General features: G+C 69.6%; 11 protein-coding genes and 3 pseudogenes. 4 read left to right on the top strand and 10 right to left on the bottom strand.

Annotated features, from left to right (window positions below):
• Positions 1-84 precede the first annotated feature (84 nt).
• Complete coding sequence (locus tag AB0947_RS33525) at positions 85-1,200, bottom strand: hypothetical protein (protein ID WP_366754136.1); 1,116 nt, start codon at positions 1,198-1,200, stop codon at positions 85-87.
• A 979-nt stretch (positions 1,201-2,179) separates the two neighbouring features.
• Between AB0947_RS33525 and AB0947_RS33520 the strand changes: the two genes are divergently transcribed.
• Positions 2,180-4,288, top strand: coding sequence for a SpoIIE family protein phosphatase (locus tag AB0947_RS33520; protein WP_366754135.1), 2,109 nt, complete (start codon positions 2,180-2,182; stop codon positions 4,286-4,288).
• Between the two features lie 82 nt (positions 4,289-4,370).
• The gene (locus AB0947_RS33515) at positions 4,371-4,793 is read left to right on the top strand and encodes an STAS domain-containing protein (RefSeq protein WP_366754134.1); all 423 of its coding nucleotides are present in this window, start codon (positions 4,371-4,373) and stop codon (positions 4,791-4,793) included.
• Between the two features lie 123 nt (positions 4,794-4,916).
• Here the strand turns inward: AB0947_RS33515 and AB0947_RS33510 are convergent, their stop codons facing one another.
• From AB0947_RS33510 to AB0947_RS33485, 6 genes and pseudogenes are all read right to left on the bottom strand, one after another.
• Complete coding sequence (locus AB0947_RS33510) at positions 4,917-5,039, bottom strand: hypothetical protein (protein WP_366754133.1); 123 nt, start codon at positions 5,037-5,039, stop codon at positions 4,917-4,919.
• A gap of 537 nt (positions 5,040-5,576) precedes the next feature.
• Entirely contained in the window at positions 5,577-5,945 is a 369-nt protein-coding gene (locus tag AB0947_RS33505; RefSeq protein ID WP_366754132.1) for an STAS domain-containing protein, read from the bottom strand.
• A 6-nt stretch (positions 5,946-5,951) separates the two neighbouring features.
• Positions 5,952-7,412 (bottom strand): GAF domain-containing SpoIIE family protein phosphatase, encoded by a 1,461-nt coding sequence (locus AB0947_RS33500; RefSeq protein WP_366754131.1) that lies wholly within the window; start codon positions 7,410-7,412, stop codon positions 5,952-5,954.
• A gap of 452 nt (positions 7,413-7,864) precedes the next feature.
• Positions 7,865-9,976 carry a transketolase gene (gene tkt / locus AB0947_RS33495; protein WP_366754160.1) on the bottom strand — a complete coding sequence of 704 codons (2,112 nt, stop codon included), beginning with the start codon at positions 9,974-9,976 and terminating at the stop codon, positions 7,865-7,867.
• 224 nt (positions 9,977-10,200) lie between these two features.
• Positions 10,201-10,866 carry an HAD family hydrolase gene (locus tag AB0947_RS33490; protein ID WP_366754130.1) on the bottom strand — a complete coding sequence of 222 codons (666 nt, stop codon included), beginning with the start codon at positions 10,864-10,866 and terminating at the stop codon, positions 10,201-10,203.
• A 109-nt stretch (positions 10,867-10,975) separates the two neighbouring features.
• A pseudogene (locus AB0947_RS33485) lies at positions 10,976-11,794 on the bottom strand (PP2C family protein-serine/threonine phosphatase); the annotation flags it as partial.
• On the opposite strand from AB0947_RS33485, the pseudogene AB0947_RS33480 reads away from it, so the two are divergent.
• Positions 11,777-11,947 (top strand): annotated as a pseudogene (locus AB0947_RS33480) (anti-anti-sigma factor); the annotation flags it as partial. The pseudogenes AB0947_RS33485 and AB0947_RS33480 sit on opposite strands and share 18 nt — an antisense overlap.
• Positions 11,948-12,006: 59 nt before the next feature.
• On the opposite strand, the pseudogene AB0947_RS33475 reads toward AB0947_RS33480, so the two are convergent.
• The 3 genes and pseudogenes from AB0947_RS33475 to AB0947_RS33465 form a co-directional block, all read right to left on the bottom strand.
• Positions 12,007-12,300: pseudogene (locus AB0947_RS33475) on the bottom strand (GvpL/GvpF family gas vesicle protein); the annotation flags it as partial.
• A 3-nt stretch (positions 12,301-12,303) separates the two neighbouring features.
• Positions 12,304-12,684 carry a gas vesicle protein GvpJ gene (gene gvpJ, locus AB0947_RS33470; RefSeq protein ID WP_366754129.1) on the bottom strand — a complete coding sequence of 127 codons (381 nt, stop codon included), beginning with the start codon at positions 12,682-12,684 and terminating at the stop codon, positions 12,304-12,306.
• Positions 12,685-13,053: 369 nt separating this feature from the next.
• On the bottom strand, positions 13,054-14,136 hold the full coding sequence (locus AB0947_RS33465; protein ID WP_366754159.1) for a PQQ-dependent sugar dehydrogenase: 1,083 nt from the start codon (positions 14,134-14,136) through the stop codon (positions 13,054-13,056).
• 547 nt (positions 14,137-14,683) lie between these two features.
• Between AB0947_RS33465 and AB0947_RS33460 the strand changes: the two genes are divergently transcribed.
• Complete coding sequence (locus AB0947_RS33460; RefSeq protein ID WP_366754128.1) at positions 14,684-15,430, top strand: SGNH/GDSL hydrolase family protein; 747 nt, start codon at positions 14,684-14,686, stop codon at positions 15,428-15,430.
• The last annotated feature ends 4 nt before the right edge of the window (positions 15,431-15,434 follow it).

Genomic DNA, 15,434 nt, shown 5'->3' with positions numbered 1-15,434 from the left:
CTGTTGCGAGGTGGCGCCTGTGGTGTGCGAGGTGACGCCGTGCATGCTCGGTGCACGGCCCATGGCGGTGCCCGTGCGGTGTGATCAGTGGCTGGGCAGGCGTGTGGCCCTGAGCCCGTCGAGAGGGTACTCCTGGGGCAGGTGGGCCAGGTCGCCCGGCACGGTGATCAGCACGGTGATCGGCCGGGACGTGCCCGCGGCGAGGAACTGGTCGCCCACCGAGCTCAGGTACGCCTTGCCGTCCTGAGCGATGACATCAACGCCGGATGCTTCGGCTTTCGCACCCTTGACCGTGGGCAGGTCGAAGGAGAGGCGGAACTCCCTGACGTCCTCCGCCGTGCCGCCGTCCTTGCTGACGGCGGTGAGCGTGAGGTCGAAGCTGTAGACCCGGCCCCGGGGTTCGCTGTTCTCCCATGTCCCCTTGAACTTCTTCGTCACCACGATCTCGTCGTAACTGGGCGCAACGGGCAGAGGGGTGATGCGCCCGGCCCCGTTCACGATCTCCAGGTCGCCGACGGACACCCTGCCCCGTCCGATGCGCTGCGAGTGATGGATCTCCGTCGTGGTCAGATCGAGGTGGTTGACGTAGCCCGCGGAGTCGACCGCGTAGAAGTTGCCGTCCTGGTCGAAGAAGGTGGCCGCGTACGCCTTGCGTGAGCCTGCCGCGGCGCTGGCCTGAGCGGGCGGGAAGACACCCTGCTTGAGGACGGTCTTCATAGGCTGCCGGCCCGGGTCGACGAGCAGCAGGTCGCCGTTGTCGCCCTCCACCGAGTACAGCCGTCCGTCCTTGGGGTGGTAGGCGAAGTCGTCCCACCGGCCGCCACCCGGCGTACTGCGGGGCGTGGCCGTGCCGGCTGCCACGTCGATGGCGTAGCTGGGCGTGTCGGGGTTGCTGACGACGAAGAGATTCTTGCCGTCGGGATCCATGTCGCCGTCGAACCAGGGCCCGTTCGCCAGCCCGTCGATGGCCTGCTCCTTGAGGGTGCCGGCCGCCACGTCGATGGTGATGAGCTTGTTGCGGCTCACCGCCAGCAACAAAGGCTCCTTGTCGTCGCCGCGATACTGCGTCCCCATAGCGGTGTAGCCGCTCTCGTAGGGCGCGACGTTGTCCACGACGCGGGTGTCGCCGTCGATGGGGTCGAAGCGGTAGATCCGGGTGCTGGTCCTGCCGACGGCGAGACACACCTTGCGGTGAGCCATGAAACCGAGCGTCCTTCCACGCGACTTGATGGACGCTTCAAGGTCTGCCCCCACTCCACCCCCGCAAGCACGCAAAGTGTCCGTTCGAACACAATGCGCCATGTAGCCGGCGACGCGTGCGCCACCCGTTAGGGTGACATTCCGCGTCTGGCCAGTTGCTGTGGGTACGCGACGGAAGTACACCCTTCCTGCGCCGCTACCATCCCCACCGCATGGCCACCGTCTGCCATACGGACCGCCGGACCCGCGCTCTGACCTACGCCGGCGCCGGCCGTCCGCCGCGCTTGCTGGTCCACCCCGACGGCACCAGCACTTACCTCACCGCCCTTCGGTCCCGTCCGCAACATCTGCTACCGGCAGGCCGGCACCACGTCGAAGGAGAACGACAGTTTGCTGCTGTAGACCGACGGGCTGATCCAACGCTGTCGCGGAGGATCTCGCCACAGGAATGGAACAGTGGAGTATGCCCAGTAGTGTCCGGCCCCCACGGTGGGGTGAGCCCGGTCCGAGGACGGTGGCGCGCGGCGGAGCGGGGACCGCACCGCACCAGACGACTGGTACAGAGACGGCATGGGGGATCGTGAATGGGCCAGCAGCTAACCTTGGTGCCCGTGGTCCCGGCACTCGTCCATGGCCCTTGCTCTTCAGGTATCGAGGTGTGCTCAGCGTGCAGGACGTCCGGTTCGACCTGTCGGCCTTCGGTCTCAGTGAGACAGCGCGATGCACCGCCCACGTGCGGATGGCCGTCAGCCGTGCGCCCTCCCAGGACGCGGCGGCACAAGCGATCGCCGATTTCTTCTACGACAGCCTGGTCGATGGGCGCGCCGGGCGCGCGTGTGCTGCGGTAGGCGCTTTCCTCACCGGGCCCTGGAATGCCGTCGCCCCAGTGTCCGAGCGTCCAGGGCGGCGTATGTTTCTCGCCGGTTTCCGTGGCCCCCACGTCCACTCGCCCGGCACGGAGGATTCCAGCCCGCCGGCCGTGCCGTCGCTGTCGCCTGGCGCCTTCGAGAAGGCACCGGCGCTGTACTCGCTGCTGGAACGCCTGGGAGTCACGGCCGAGGACACGAACGGTTCGGCGCCCCCCGTGAGCGACGTCGACGTCGTGCACCTGCCCGGGGGTCAGGTGGACGGCTTGGAGGAACTCCTTCCGGGACAGGACGTCCGTTCCGCTCTCGTCTTCGGTGGAACCTTGTCGCCGGGCGAGCGGTTCGCGGTGGTGCTGTTCTCCCGTGTTCCGCTGTCCGGCGAGGTCGCGACGCTGTTCCGCACCGTAACCGGCAGCACGCGCCTGGCGCTTCTGTCCGCCGGGCAGCCGTCGCCCACCGTGGAGGCGGACGCGGCTCGCTCCGTCCTCGAGAGCATGGAGCATCTGGTCGAACAGCGGGCCGGGCACCTGCAGACCGTAGTGGCCCGGCTGCGCTCCGCCACGACAGACTTGCAGCGATCCCAAAGGGAGCTGGAGCAGCGGGAACGTGAGCTCCGCGAGGAGGCGGCGATCGTCGAGCTGCTCCAGGAGGTGGGGAGCACCCTGGCGGCGGAACTCGACCTCGACGCGCTGGTCCAGCACGCGGTCGACGCCGCCACCCGCCTGTCCGGGGCGGCGTTCGGCGCCTTCTTCTACAACGTCCTGGGCGAGACCGGAGAGTCGTACCTGCTCTATGTGATCTCCGGTGTGGACCGGTCGGCCTTCGACAAGTTCCCCATGCCGCGTAATACCCAGGTGTTCGAGCAGACCTTCCGGGGCTTCGGCGTGGTGCGGTCCGACGACATCACCGCCGACCCGCGGTACGGACACAACGCACCGCACCACGGCATGCCGGAAGGGCATCTGCCGGTGTGCAGCTACCTGGCCGTTCCGGTGATGTCCCGGGGAACCGTGCTCGGCGGCTTCTTCTTCGGCCACCCGGAGCGGGGGGTCTTCACCGAGCGACACGAGCGCCTGATCACCGGTGTCGCCGCGCAGACCGCCGTGGCGCTGCAGAACGCGCAGACGTACCGCCAGGAACGCGAAGCGGCCGCAGCACTGCAACGCCACCTGCTGCCGGCCCTGCCACGCGTCGACGGGGTGGCCAGCACATGGCGATACCTGCCCGCCGCACGGGACCGCGGTGCCGGCGGTGACTGGGTGGACCTCATACCGCTCCCGGACGGCGAAGTGGCGCTGGTCGTCGGTGACGTGATGGGCAAGGGCGTCAGAGCGGCGGCGGTCATGGGCCAGATCCGCACCGCCTGCCGTGCCTACGCGCAGCTTGGTCTCGCTCCCGCCGACGTGCTCCAACAGCTGAGCGTCCTGGTGGACGACATCGCCCCCGGGTCCATCGCCACCTGCGTCTACGCGGTGCTCGACACACGCCGGGACCGGCTGCGCGCGGCCGTCGCCGGGCACCTGCCACCAGCCCGGCGCGACCCGGCAGGCAGCGTGACGTTCCTGGACGAGGAGGTGGGACCGCCACTGGGCGTGGGCAGGCACCGCTATACGGAGCAGGAGACCCCACTGCCGCCCGGAGCGCGCTTGCTGCTGTACACGGACGGCCTGGTCGAACGCCGCGGGCGCCCCATCGACGACGGCCTGCGGCAGTTGCGGGAGCTGCTGGCCGGGCCCGTGGGCGAGATCGAGGCGGACTGCGACTCGTGGCTGGACGCCCTGGCCGGCGGACAGCACGACGACGACATCGCCCTGCTGTACCTGCACCGGCCCGAGGACGCGTCGCACCAGGTGGTGACGGTCGTACGGGACTACGCCCCGGTCTCCAGCGCCGTTCCCGACGCCCGCAACCTGGTGGCCGACGTCATGCGCCAGTGGGGTCTGCAGCACCTGGCGAACGACATGATGCTGATCGCGGACGAGATGGTCGCCAACGCCGTCCGCCACGCCAAGACACCGCTGCGCGTCGAGCTGCGGCGAGCCGGTGAACGTGTCGTCCTGGAGGTCACGGACAGCAGCCCTGAGGAGCCACGTCTCATCGTGTCCCAACCCGGGGATTTCGGACACCGGGGCATATTCCTGATCGACGCCATCGCGACACGATGGGGCACCCGTTGGATCGACGGAGGGAAAGTGGTGTGGGCGGAGATCAAGATCTCGTGACGATCCACCCCGGCCGGCTCCTCGGCCGGCCCAGGAACAATCAGCCGACCCGTTCACCCCGGACACGGAAGAGACGCCCTCGATGATCCCCTCCCCCGGCCCCGGGGCTCGCAAGCCCTCCGACAGTTCACCACCGGTCGGCTCCCGGAGTCTGGTCCCGCCCGGCCCGACGCTGAGCCTCGCTTCGCACCGCGGTCCACGACACACGGTCGTCGCCGTGGACGGTCCTATCGACTACCACACCGCGCCACAGCTACTGGGACATCTCACCACCACGGAGCTCCAGAATGTGCCCCTGCTGATTCTGGACCTGGCCCGCGTGAACTTCTGCGACTCCAGCGCTCTGGGAGCCTTCGTCGACATCCACCGCCGCCGTGCGGACGCGGGGCACCGGTTCGCGTTGAGCGGCATACAACCCGAGGTCAGACGCATCCTCGAACTCACCCGTCTCGCTTCCGTCCTGCCGCTGTATGAGACGGTCGAGGACGCGCTCTCCGGAGACTGACTCGGTCACCCGACGGCCGGCCACCCACCCAAGGAACTCGACGTGCTGGCCAACACCCCGAGGCTTCGCCCCACCGGTGGCGGGCCACACGGCTCCCCTGCGGTCGCTGTCGACCGCAGCCAGTCAGGCGTCGAGGCACCGGTGGCCGTAGGGATTGTCGACCAAGTGGATGCAGGTGCCGTCCGGTCGGCGGCGCAGCACGTCGGACGACACGCCGCTCATGTCGAGCGCCGTGCCGTCGGGCACGGTCGCCTTATGGGTCCACTCATCCGCCCAGGCGACGATGTCCCCGGTGGCAAGACCGACCGGCCCAGCGATGCGCCCGCGGGTCCGGGCGCGCGCTGACGTAGGCCGAGACCGCAGTGCGGGTGCCCTCCGACCCCCGCACGTACGCACCCGGCCCGGTGACGTAGGCCGAATCCGGGTCGAAGCAGACGCATCGCATGGAGAACACCGTGCCGCAGCCGCTGCGGCACCCGAAGCCCTCACCGCGGCCGGACGCCGTCGACTCCCCATGGTGAGCCCGGCGACGCGGTCGAGTGGCGAGCACCGGACGCTGCGGCCACGGCCAGGCCGGAGGAAGCTGCATGCGCTCCCCCGGCGGCCGTTCGGCCACCGGCACCGGGTTGCTGTCCGCCTGCCGGGCCGGTGGCGGACGGCTGGGCCGGTCCGGGCGCGAAAGAGGCCTCCCCGGCGAGGCTTCGGACCCGGTGCAGGATGCCGTCGACCACCTGGCGATGAATCGCGCCACCACCCGCAACGGCGAGGCCGGCAAAAAGCGGTTCAGACGGCGTCGTGGGCGCCCTGGTGGGCGCTGAGCGCGTCGGCAGTGCTCGGGTAGTGGGGCAGGAGGCTGTCCACTCCGGTGAGGGTGAGCATGCGCATCAGCCGGTCGGGGATGGCCGCCAGGGTCAGGGAGCCGCCGGCGTCCTGCGCGCCGTGCCAGATGCCGATCAGTGCGCTGAGGCCGGCGGAGTCGCAATAGCCCACACCGGACAGGTCCAGGATCAATTGGTGGTGGCCCTGGTCGATCAGCTCCAGCGCGCGGGTACGCAACCCGGGTGCGGTATGCAGGTCGATCTCGCCGGTGACGTTGGCGACCGCTGCGGGACCGGAGGTGGCGGTCAGGGTCAGCTCGATGTCGTCGGTCATGGTGGGTCAGTACTCCTCGCCGGCGGGCGCGGCGGCGGTGTGTGCGGTGGATCCGGCCCCCGTCGCGGCGGCGGCCTGGTCGGGAGTGGGCACCGACAGCGACAGTAGAGCGACGTCGTCACTCGCGCCCTCGGGCAGGGCGTCCAGCAGACCGACGGTGTCCTGGATCAACTGCGCCGCCCCGCACGAGGCGGGACGAGCGGTGAGGAAGGCCGTCAGGCCCTCGTCACCGAGCATGGTGCCGGCGCTGGTGTGTGCCTCGGTCAGGCCGTCGGTGTAGAGGAGCAGGGCCTGGCCGGGGGCGAGGTGGAGGGTGGTGGAGGCGAAGCGGGCGCCGGGGAAGGCCCCGATGAGCATGCCGCCCTTGGGATGGACCGCTTCCACCCGCGTGTGGGTGGCGGACCCGGCTTCGGGCGGGCCGGGGCTGAGGTGGTAAGCCGGGGGGTGCCCACCGGTGGCCAGCTCCACGGTGAAGCCCCCGGCCGCGTCAGGTGTGAGGGTGGCGAAGAAAGCTGTGCAGAACCGGCTGCCCGCCCACACATCGGCCAGCAGGGCGCTGTTCAGAGACTCAAGTACCGCAACGGGATCGTCCGTGTGCTGGGCGGAAGCCCGCAGGGTGTAGCGGGCCAGGGAGGTGATAGTGGCCGCCTCGGCACCCTTGCCGCACACGTCCCCCAGGAACAGCCCCCACTTCCCGGCGGGCAGGGGGAAGACGTCGTAGAAGTCGCCGCCCACGTCGTGCGCGGACGCGGTGTGATAGTGACAGGCCAGCTCCAGGCCGGGCACTATCGGCAGTGTCGGCGGCAACAGAGTGCGCTGCAGGGTGGAGGCGAAGGAGGCGATCGCCGCCTTGTCCCTCTCCGCCTGCTCCCGGGCCGCCCGCTCAGCCTCGGCGGCCCGCTGCTCCTGGCGCACGGTGCGCAGCGCGGACAGGCGCAGCTCCATCTCGTCCAACACGATCGCCGCCAGATCGGTCAGGGTGGCAGTCTGTTCGGAGGTGATGGAGCGGGGCTTGGTGTCCAGGACGTTGACCGTGCCCAGCTTGTGCCCGTCCGCGGTGGTGATCGGCGCGGCGGCGTAGAACCGAACCCCCAGCGGGCCGGTGACCAGCGGGTTGCCGCAGGCGACGTCGTCGAGCAGAGTGTCGGGAATCACCAGCGCATCGTCGCGCAGCACCGCGGAGCCGCACAGGCCCGGGTCCCGGCCGATCTCGCTGACCCCGTCCAGGCCGTGCGCGGCCTTGAACCAGATCCGGTCCTCGTCCACGATCGTCACCGTCGCCACGGGGACGTCGAACAGCCGGGCTGCCAGCGCGGCCACCCGGTCGAACGCCCCGTCGGGCGGGGTGTCGAGGATGTCGTAGCGGCGCACCGCCTCCATCCGGCCGACCTCGACGACCTCGTCGGGCACCAGATGCAGGCGCTTGTCAGTAGCGCCGACCTCGGATGCCGAAGCCTGCTCGGGCATCGGCCTTCCACCTCCCTGACCTCCCGCGGCCGCTGGGCGCGACTCGGGCCAGCGGCAACCCTATGCGGAACGAGTGTGCGAAGGCCACCGGGTGCCATCCGGCGGGACTCTCCCGCCTCACCTCTTGGCGGGCCTCAGCACCGGGAGGACAGCATCGGGGCGCCGGCGACTTCCGTCCCGGCTCCGCCACCCGGCTGACGGCGGCGAGGCGCGACGGGCGTCGGCCGACGCGCAACCGGCTGAGCCCCCGGTCCCCGGCCGCGTCGCCCATCCCCGCCGCCCCTTCCTCCTTCACACCAGCCAAGGAATACGGGCAGAGCAGCCACACGGGGATGTCAGCGGGCCGACCACGAGGAAGCCGCGTCGTGACCTGTGCGGACACGGGGACGGTCCTGCGGGCCGCGCGACAGAGGAGCGGAACGAAGCGCGATGGTTGGAGACGAGTCGGCGGGTCAGCGATCGCCGGTGGGGGCGTGCAGGACGCCGGCGCTGTCCGGGCCGACGGGGGCTAGCGACGGCGCCTCGGCGGCGGCAAGGCTTTCCCGGGCCGCGGCGACGACCGCGTCCGCGGTGAGCCCGAACTGCTCGTACAGCACGGTGTAGGCCGCGCTGGCGCCGTAGTGGTCAAGGCCGACGATGCGGCCGACGTCGCCGACGAACTCCCGCCAGCCCATGGGCACGCCGGCCTCGACGCTCACCCGGGCGCGCACCGCAGGCGGTAGCACCTGCTCGCGGTAGGCCCGGTCCTGGGCCGCGAACCACTCCCAGCACGGCAGTGACACGACCCTCGTCGGGATGCCGTCGGCCTCCAGCGTCTCCCGGGCGGCGACGGCGATCTGCACCTCGCTTCCGGTGCCCATCAGAATGACCTCAGGACTGCCGCTGGAGGCTTCGGCCAGCACGTAGCCGCCCCGGGCGACGCCCTCGGCCGACGCGAACTGCGTGCGGTCGAAGACGGGCAGGTTCTGCCGGGACAGGGCGAGTCCAGCCGGGCGGTCGTTGTGCTCGAGGATGGTGCGCCAGGCCACCGCGGTCTCGTTGGCGTCGGCCGGGCGGACGAAGTCCAGGCCAGGGATGGCCCGCAGCGCCGCGTAGTGCTCGATGGGCTGGTGGGTGGGGCCGTCCTCGCCCAGCCCGATGGAGTCGTGCGTCCACACGTAGGTGACCGGGAGCTGCATGAGCGCGGCCAGCCGCACCGCACCGCGCATGTAGTCGGAGAAGGTGAGGAACGTGCCGCCGTACACGCGGGTCCCGCCGTGCAGCGCGATGCCGTTCATGATCGCGCCCATGGCGTGCTCGCGGACGCCGAAGTGCAGCGTGCGCCCGTACGGGCCGCCCGACCACATCTTGGTCTGCCGGCTCTCGGGCAGGAACGAAGCCTCCCCCTTGACCGCGGTGTTGTTGCTCTCCGCCAGGTCGGCCGAACCACCCCACAACTCCGGCAGGACCGGGTACAGGGCGGCGAGGACCTCGCCGGAAGCCTTCCGGGTCGCCACGCCCTTCGGATCGGCGTCCCAGACCGGCAGGTCGTCCGCCCAACCCTGCGGCAGCCGACGGGTGGACAGCCGCTCAAGCAGCGCGGCACCGTCGGGGTTGCCGGCCCGCCACGCGTCGAAGCGCTGCTGCCACGTCGCGTGCGCCTGCGCGCCGCGCTCGGCGACCCGGCGGGCGTGTTCGAGCACCTCCGGGTCGACCTCGAAAGTCTTGTCGGGGTCGAAGCCGAGGATCTCCTTGGTCGCCCGGACCTCGTCCTCGCCCAGCGCGGATCCGTGGGCCGCGCCGGTGTTCTGCTTGTTCGGCGCGGGCCAGCCGATGATCGTGTGCAGCACGATCAGCGACGGGCGGCCGGTCTCGGCCCGGGCAGCGGCCAGCGCGCCGTCGACCGCGGCCAGGTCCTCGCCGTCGTCGACGTGCTGCACGTGCCAGCCGTAAGCCTCGTACCGCTTGCCGACGTCCTCGGTGAACGCGATGTCGGTGTCGTCCTCGATCGAGATCCGGTTGGCGTCGTAGACCAGGACCAGATTGCCCAGCTCCTGAGTGCCGGCCAGCGATGACGCCTCGCCGCTGACGCCCTCCTCCAGGTCGCCGTCGGAGGCGAACGCCCAAATCGTGTGGTCGAAGACACTCTCGCCCTCGGGGGCGTCGGGGTCCAGCAGACCGCGCTCGCGGCGGGCGGCCATCGCCATGCCGACGGCGTTGGCGACGCCCTGGCCGAGCGGGCCGGTCGTCGTCTCCACCCCCGGTGTGTGGTTGACCTCGGGATGGCCCGGGGTCGCAGAGCCCCAGGTGCGCAGCGCCTGAAGGTCGGCCAGGTCCAGGCCGTAGCCGGAGAGGAAGAGCTGGATGTACAAGGTGAGGCTCGAGTGCCCCATCGACAGCACGAAGCGGTCACGGCCGACCCAGTTCGGATCGCTCGGGTCGTGGCGCAGCCACTTCTGGAACAGCAGGTAGGCGGTGGGGGCCATGCTCATCGCGGTGCCGGGGTGGCCGTTGCCGGTCTTCTGTACGGCATCCATCGCCAGCTCGCGCACGGTGTCGATCGCGCGGCGGTCGAGATGGCCCATCCCCTCGGGGAAGGTGGGGTGCGGCTGGAAGGGGTTGGCGGTGGGTGCGTCACTCGCGGCCTCGGCGGGTGCCTCGGGGCGGGTGCTCTTCGCCTCGGTGGCGGGGTCTGCCTCATTGGCGGTCATCGGTGGCGGTACTCCCTTGGGGGTGGGACGGTAGATGCTTTTCACCGCGCGGCGGTATCGGGCACCGCAACCGGGCGGGCCCGGCGACGGTGGGGGCGTCAGGCGAGTGGGGTGTCGTCCAGCGCCTTCGCGAGGTCGCCGGGGGTGTCATAGAGGGCGATGGCGCCGGCCTTCCGCAGCTCGTCGTCCCCGAAGCCGCCGGAACGGACGACGATCGCGGGCATCCCCGCTCTCTTGGCCGCCTCAACGTCCCACACCGAGTCGCCGACCATCACGCTCGACGCGTCGGGTGGCGCTCCCGACTTCTTCAGCGCCACCTGCAGCAGATCCGGCGCCGGTTTGGAGGACTCCACATCGGCGCTGGTGGTCCAGTCGTCGACGATGTCACGGGCGTCCAGCATGTCCAGAAAGACCTCCACGTGACGCTGCTGAGCAGAGCTGGCCAGCACCAGGCGGTGACCGCGCTCTTTGACCGCCACGAGGAGATCGCGAGCACCGGGCAACGGCGCCATCTCCTCCAGCAGCTCGTCGACCTCCCTGCCCTGCTGCTCCCTGGCCCGGTTGCCCACCCGGCGCTCCAGTTCCTCGCCGCCGACAGCGGTGACCACCTGATCCCCGCCCATCCCGATCAGCCGGTGCAACCGCCACACCGGATAGATCTCGCCCACCGAGCGCAGTGCCCGGTACCAGGCGAGGGCGTGGTGGTAGTTGGAGTCGATGAGTGTCCCGTCGATGTCGAGGACGGCGATGGCGGATGCGGTCACGCTCACCGGTTACCCGCCGGCCCGGTACCCACACGGAGACCGCGGAACCAACAAGGCGATCGTCGGTACGGTGGCTCCCCGGCACTGTTGCTCAGCAGGTGTGACCACTTCATTCCCGTCTCGCGCACGCCCGCGCCCCGCCCGCCGGCCGCAGCATGGCCAGGTCAGGCACCGGCGTTCGCGGTGCGTCTTTCGGAGTGGGGCCGTACCAGTCCAGGCACAGGACGGTGGCGTCATCTTCCACGTGGCCGTCGCACGCTTCGGTGACCGCGCTGACCATGGCGCGCACGGCCTCACGTGCGGGTTCGGCGGCGGTGTCACGAAGGAACGCGGGCAGGTCGACGGCTTTCGCTTGGCGATCCTGCATGCCGTCGGTGTAGAACACCAGGCGGTCACCGGGGCGCAGGTCGAGGTCCTGCACCCGGTAGGCACCCTGCCAGGAAACACCTAAGGGAAGATCCACGTGCAACTTGATCTCCTCAACGGTGCCGTCGCGCAGCCTCAGGGGCCAGAGGTGGCCGGCGTTGACGAGCTGGGCGCCGGTGCCGTCCAAGGCGACGCGCAGCATCTGGCCGGTGGCGAAAGTGCGGCGGCCATGGTCGAGGAGGGCCTGGTGGGTCTGGCAGGCCTGTCCGGCGAGGTCGGTACCGGCGCGGCGGGCGCCGCGGGAGGCGTTTACCGCCAGGGTGGCCATGAGGGAGGCGTCGGCGTTGTGGCCCATGGCGTCGGTGATGGACAGGTGCAGGGTGTCCTCGTCGAGGCTGTAGTCGCAGGTGTCACCGCTGATGCCGGAGGCCGCGACCAGGGCACCGGCGAGGACGAACTCGAGGGCCTGGCAGGAGGGCGCCGAGGGCGGGAGCCGACGCTGGATCTCCGCTGCCGGGCTGACCGAGGCGGTGCAGTCGCCCCGGTGGAAGAGGTCGGTGAAGAGACCGGCCGGCTGTCGGTCGTGACCACCGTCGCCGATGGCATCCGCGTGCTGACCCTGGCCGGAGAGATCGACCACCACACCGGCGACACCCTCCGCCAGGCCCTGGACGCCGTCGGCACTCCCCCTCCGCGCATCGTCGTCGACATGCGCCAGGTCACTTTCATGGACTCCAGCGGCATCAACATCTTCATCGCCGCCCACCAAGCCAGGAAATGCTCCGCACGCTCGGCGAGCACCCGGGTCACCGTGTCGTCGTCCGGGGAGGCGCTGCCGAACCGCATCGGCAGGACCACGTCGCCGTCTCCGGCTTCGGCCGGTACCCGCTGGTGGGCGAGGAGATCACGGCGCTTGAGCCGCAGCTGTTCGGGGGTGTCACCGACGATTGCGGCCAGCTCGCCCTGGCGCAGCACCCGTACCGGCCGCGGAGGGTCTCCGATGCCCTCCAGGTCTTCACGGAGAGGGGAAGGTGAGGAGCGGGTGATCCCGTAGTCGCAGATACTCAGCTGTCATTCCCCTCTCCCGCGCGCGGTCCGGTCGCCCTGACGTTCCCGGCCCGTGTGACGTGCCTGCTGGAAGGCGCCGGAGTCCTGGGCGCCGGGCAGGGCCGGCTTGTCCTTGTCGCGGGCGCCGGACTGTGTGAGCTCCGTGAGCCCGGCCGGTTTGCCCGGCCCCGCTTCCAGATCGAGGCGGTTGCACGCCTCGGCGAAGCGGAGGTAGGTGTCGACGCTCGCGACCACGACCCGTACCTCGATCTTCAGGATCTCGATTCCGAGAAGGGAGACCCGCACGTACGCGTCGATCACCAGCCCCCGGTCGAGAATGAGTTCCAGAACGTCGTAGAGGCCGCTGGAACCGCCTCCGCCGCCCTGCTGTGGCGCGACGGTCATCACGACCAACCCCTTGCCGTCTGCCTCTGCGCGGTCCCGTCGACGCCGTCCCTCACTGCGACGCAGGCTTACCTGGTCGAGTAGCCGCAACCACCTGTGAACAAACACACGTACGAGCCGGTCAAGCTCCGCGGCACCGCGACGGTCTCGGACTGAGTCCGTCCCTGGACTCGCCTGCTCGGGTCGGTGGGCGGTTTCCAGGTACGCGGTTGGCCCCGAGTTCCCGCACGAGGGCGGTCAGCTCGTGCCGCGACAGCTCCTTGTGCTTCTTCGTCCTTGTGCTTCTTCGTATGCCGGCGATCGAGCTGGACGCCGAGATGCCCTGCTGGATCAGACGCCCGCGCTGGCTCTGGAGACCGTTCGGGATCTCTACTTGATGGTCACCTTGAGGATGCGGTCCTTGCCGGCGCCCTGGTCGGTTGTGCCCATCCAGAGCTGGTCGGCGCCGGGAACCTTGGCGATCGCCCGCAGCCTGCCGTACGTGCCGTTGTAGTAGGAGGTGGCGTGCTCGACGTTCTGGCCGGTGGCGTCGATCGGCATCCGCCACAGTCGGCGGCCGCTCAGCGTGGTGGCGTAGATGACGTCGTTGACGACCGCGATCTGGGCAGGTACGCCTCCCTTGTCCGGATCCCAGACCATTTTGGGGTTCGTCATGCCGGAGGCGGAGCAGTTGCCCTGGCAGGTCGGCCAGCCGTAGTTCTTGCCCGGCTTGACGAGGTTGAGTTCGTCCCACTCCTCCGCGCCGATCTCGGTTTCCCACAGTCGTCCGGAGCGGTCCCAGGCCAGTCCCTGGGGATTGCGGTGGCCGTAGCTGTAGACGCGTGTCCCGAACGGGTTCCCGGGGGCCGCGGTACCGTACTTGGTGATCCGCAGGATCTTTCCGTTGAGCGACTTCTTGTCCTTCGCCAGCTTGCGCTCCGAGGCGTCACCGGTGGCGACGTACAGGTATCCGTCGGGTCCGAAGGCGATCTGCCCGCCGTTGTGCCTGGTGTCCTTGGGGTCCCTGCGGATTCCTGTCAGGATCGGGGTGGAGTCGCTCAGTCCGGTGCCGTCGAAGCGCATCCTGACGACGCGGTTGTCCTTGGCCGTGGTCTCCATGAAGAACACGTCCTTGTCGGTGGTCCCGTTCCAGGTCGGGGACACGGCGACACCCAGCAGGCCCCCCTTGTCCCGTGAGTCGCTCCACACCGCGCCCGGCACGGTGCCGACCTTCTTCTTGGCGCCGTCCCGGGCGATTTTCCAGACCACGGCGGTGTCACGTTCGGTCACCAGCGCCGCCTTGTGATCCCGGAGGAACGAGATCCCCCAGGGTGTCGTCAGCTTGTCCGCGAGCGTACTGATCCCTGCCGGTGCGCCACCGGCGCGTGGCACACCGGCTCCGCTGTCCTGCGGATGGGGGACGATGTGCGGTTCCGTAGCCGTAGCGGGCGGCCCGGACACGCCGACGGCCATGATGGCAGCGGCAGCGGTGAAGGCGCTCATACCCGGACGGACCCGTTGCAGCATTGAAAGCGACGAGCGTGACATTCTGTTGCCTTTCCTACTGTGAAGCGACCGCTTGATTCCTGCCCTGAATGCAACGGCCGACTGCAATACCAGGGGGATGATGTTTAGTGCTGCGCCGCATCGCGGGAATCAGGTGAAGAGGACGTGGTCCTGACTCATTTCCCGAGCCTCACCCCCGAAAGCATGTGCAGCAGTATTGGTCCAGCCAGTTGACGGACCGTTTACCGCGCCGCGGACAGCGCACATCAGTGAGCTTGCGGGCTGACTCGTCAGCCACCGGACACCAAGCGCCGAGAGGTCCCTCCCACGAGTGACCGCAGTCATGCAGGTGGGCGCGGTACGGACTACACCGCTTCAGAGGGGCGGTTCTGGTTAATGGCCCGATGGGACGGTGCCGGGCCGCCAGACGGCCCACGCGGCTGCGAATCGTCTACTGAAACTTGAAACTCGTGATGCCGAGTGGCGCAAGCCCCGTAACCGGTCGGTGCATGCTATGGCCGATCCCATGGTGCCCTATTCGGACCAGTCCATTTGTGAGGCCTCCGTCAGGCGCATTAGCTTCAAGAACATGAGCATGTGTGCAGTCCGGCTAACAGGCCGCGCAACGGTGCTGGCGAGCGTGCTGAGTTCCCTCCTGGTCGCCGGCATCAACAGTCAAGCCGACGCCACCGCCCCACACGTGAGGCTGTATGTCCTGGGTGACAGCCTTGCCGGCGGCAGCTCCCAGGGCGGTAAGGGATCGCACGGCTGGCCCTCGCTGGTCGCTGAACAGCTGGGACTGACGCTGCGGCTCGACGCCAAGGGCGGCACCGGCTACACCACTGGTGGCCGGCAAGAAGGCGGACGGCCGTACACCCAGCGGATCAAGCAGGCCATTGCCGCGAAGCCGGACGTGGTCGTCGTCGAGGGCTCCCGCAACGACTCAAGCCCGACGAAAACCCGAGCCGCCGCGGTAGACACCCTGCGCCGACTGCGTGCAGGGCTGCCCCACGCGCGCATCCTGGTCATCGGGCCGATCTACTCGTTCCGGCGACCGATCGGCTCACACCCGATCGACGAGGCGGTCTCGGCCGCGGCAGAGAAATTCAACCTGCCGCACCTGTCGCCGGTGCACCGTGGGTGGTTCACCGGATCCGCCCATCAGTACATCGGAAGCGACGGTGTGCACCCGACGGACGCCGGCCACGCATATCTCGCCAAGCGGATCCGCCCCGAATTGTCACGGCTGTTGCATACGTAAGACC

This window comes from Streptomyces sp. NPDC047841 (genome assembly GCF_040704085.1).
GTDB classification, from domain to species: domain Bacteria; phylum Actinomycetota; class Actinomycetes; order Streptomycetales; family Streptomycetaceae; genus Streptomyces; species Streptomyces argyrophylli.
Note: the sequence above shows the minus strand (reverse complement) of the source record. Positions and strands in the feature narration are given on the sequence as shown.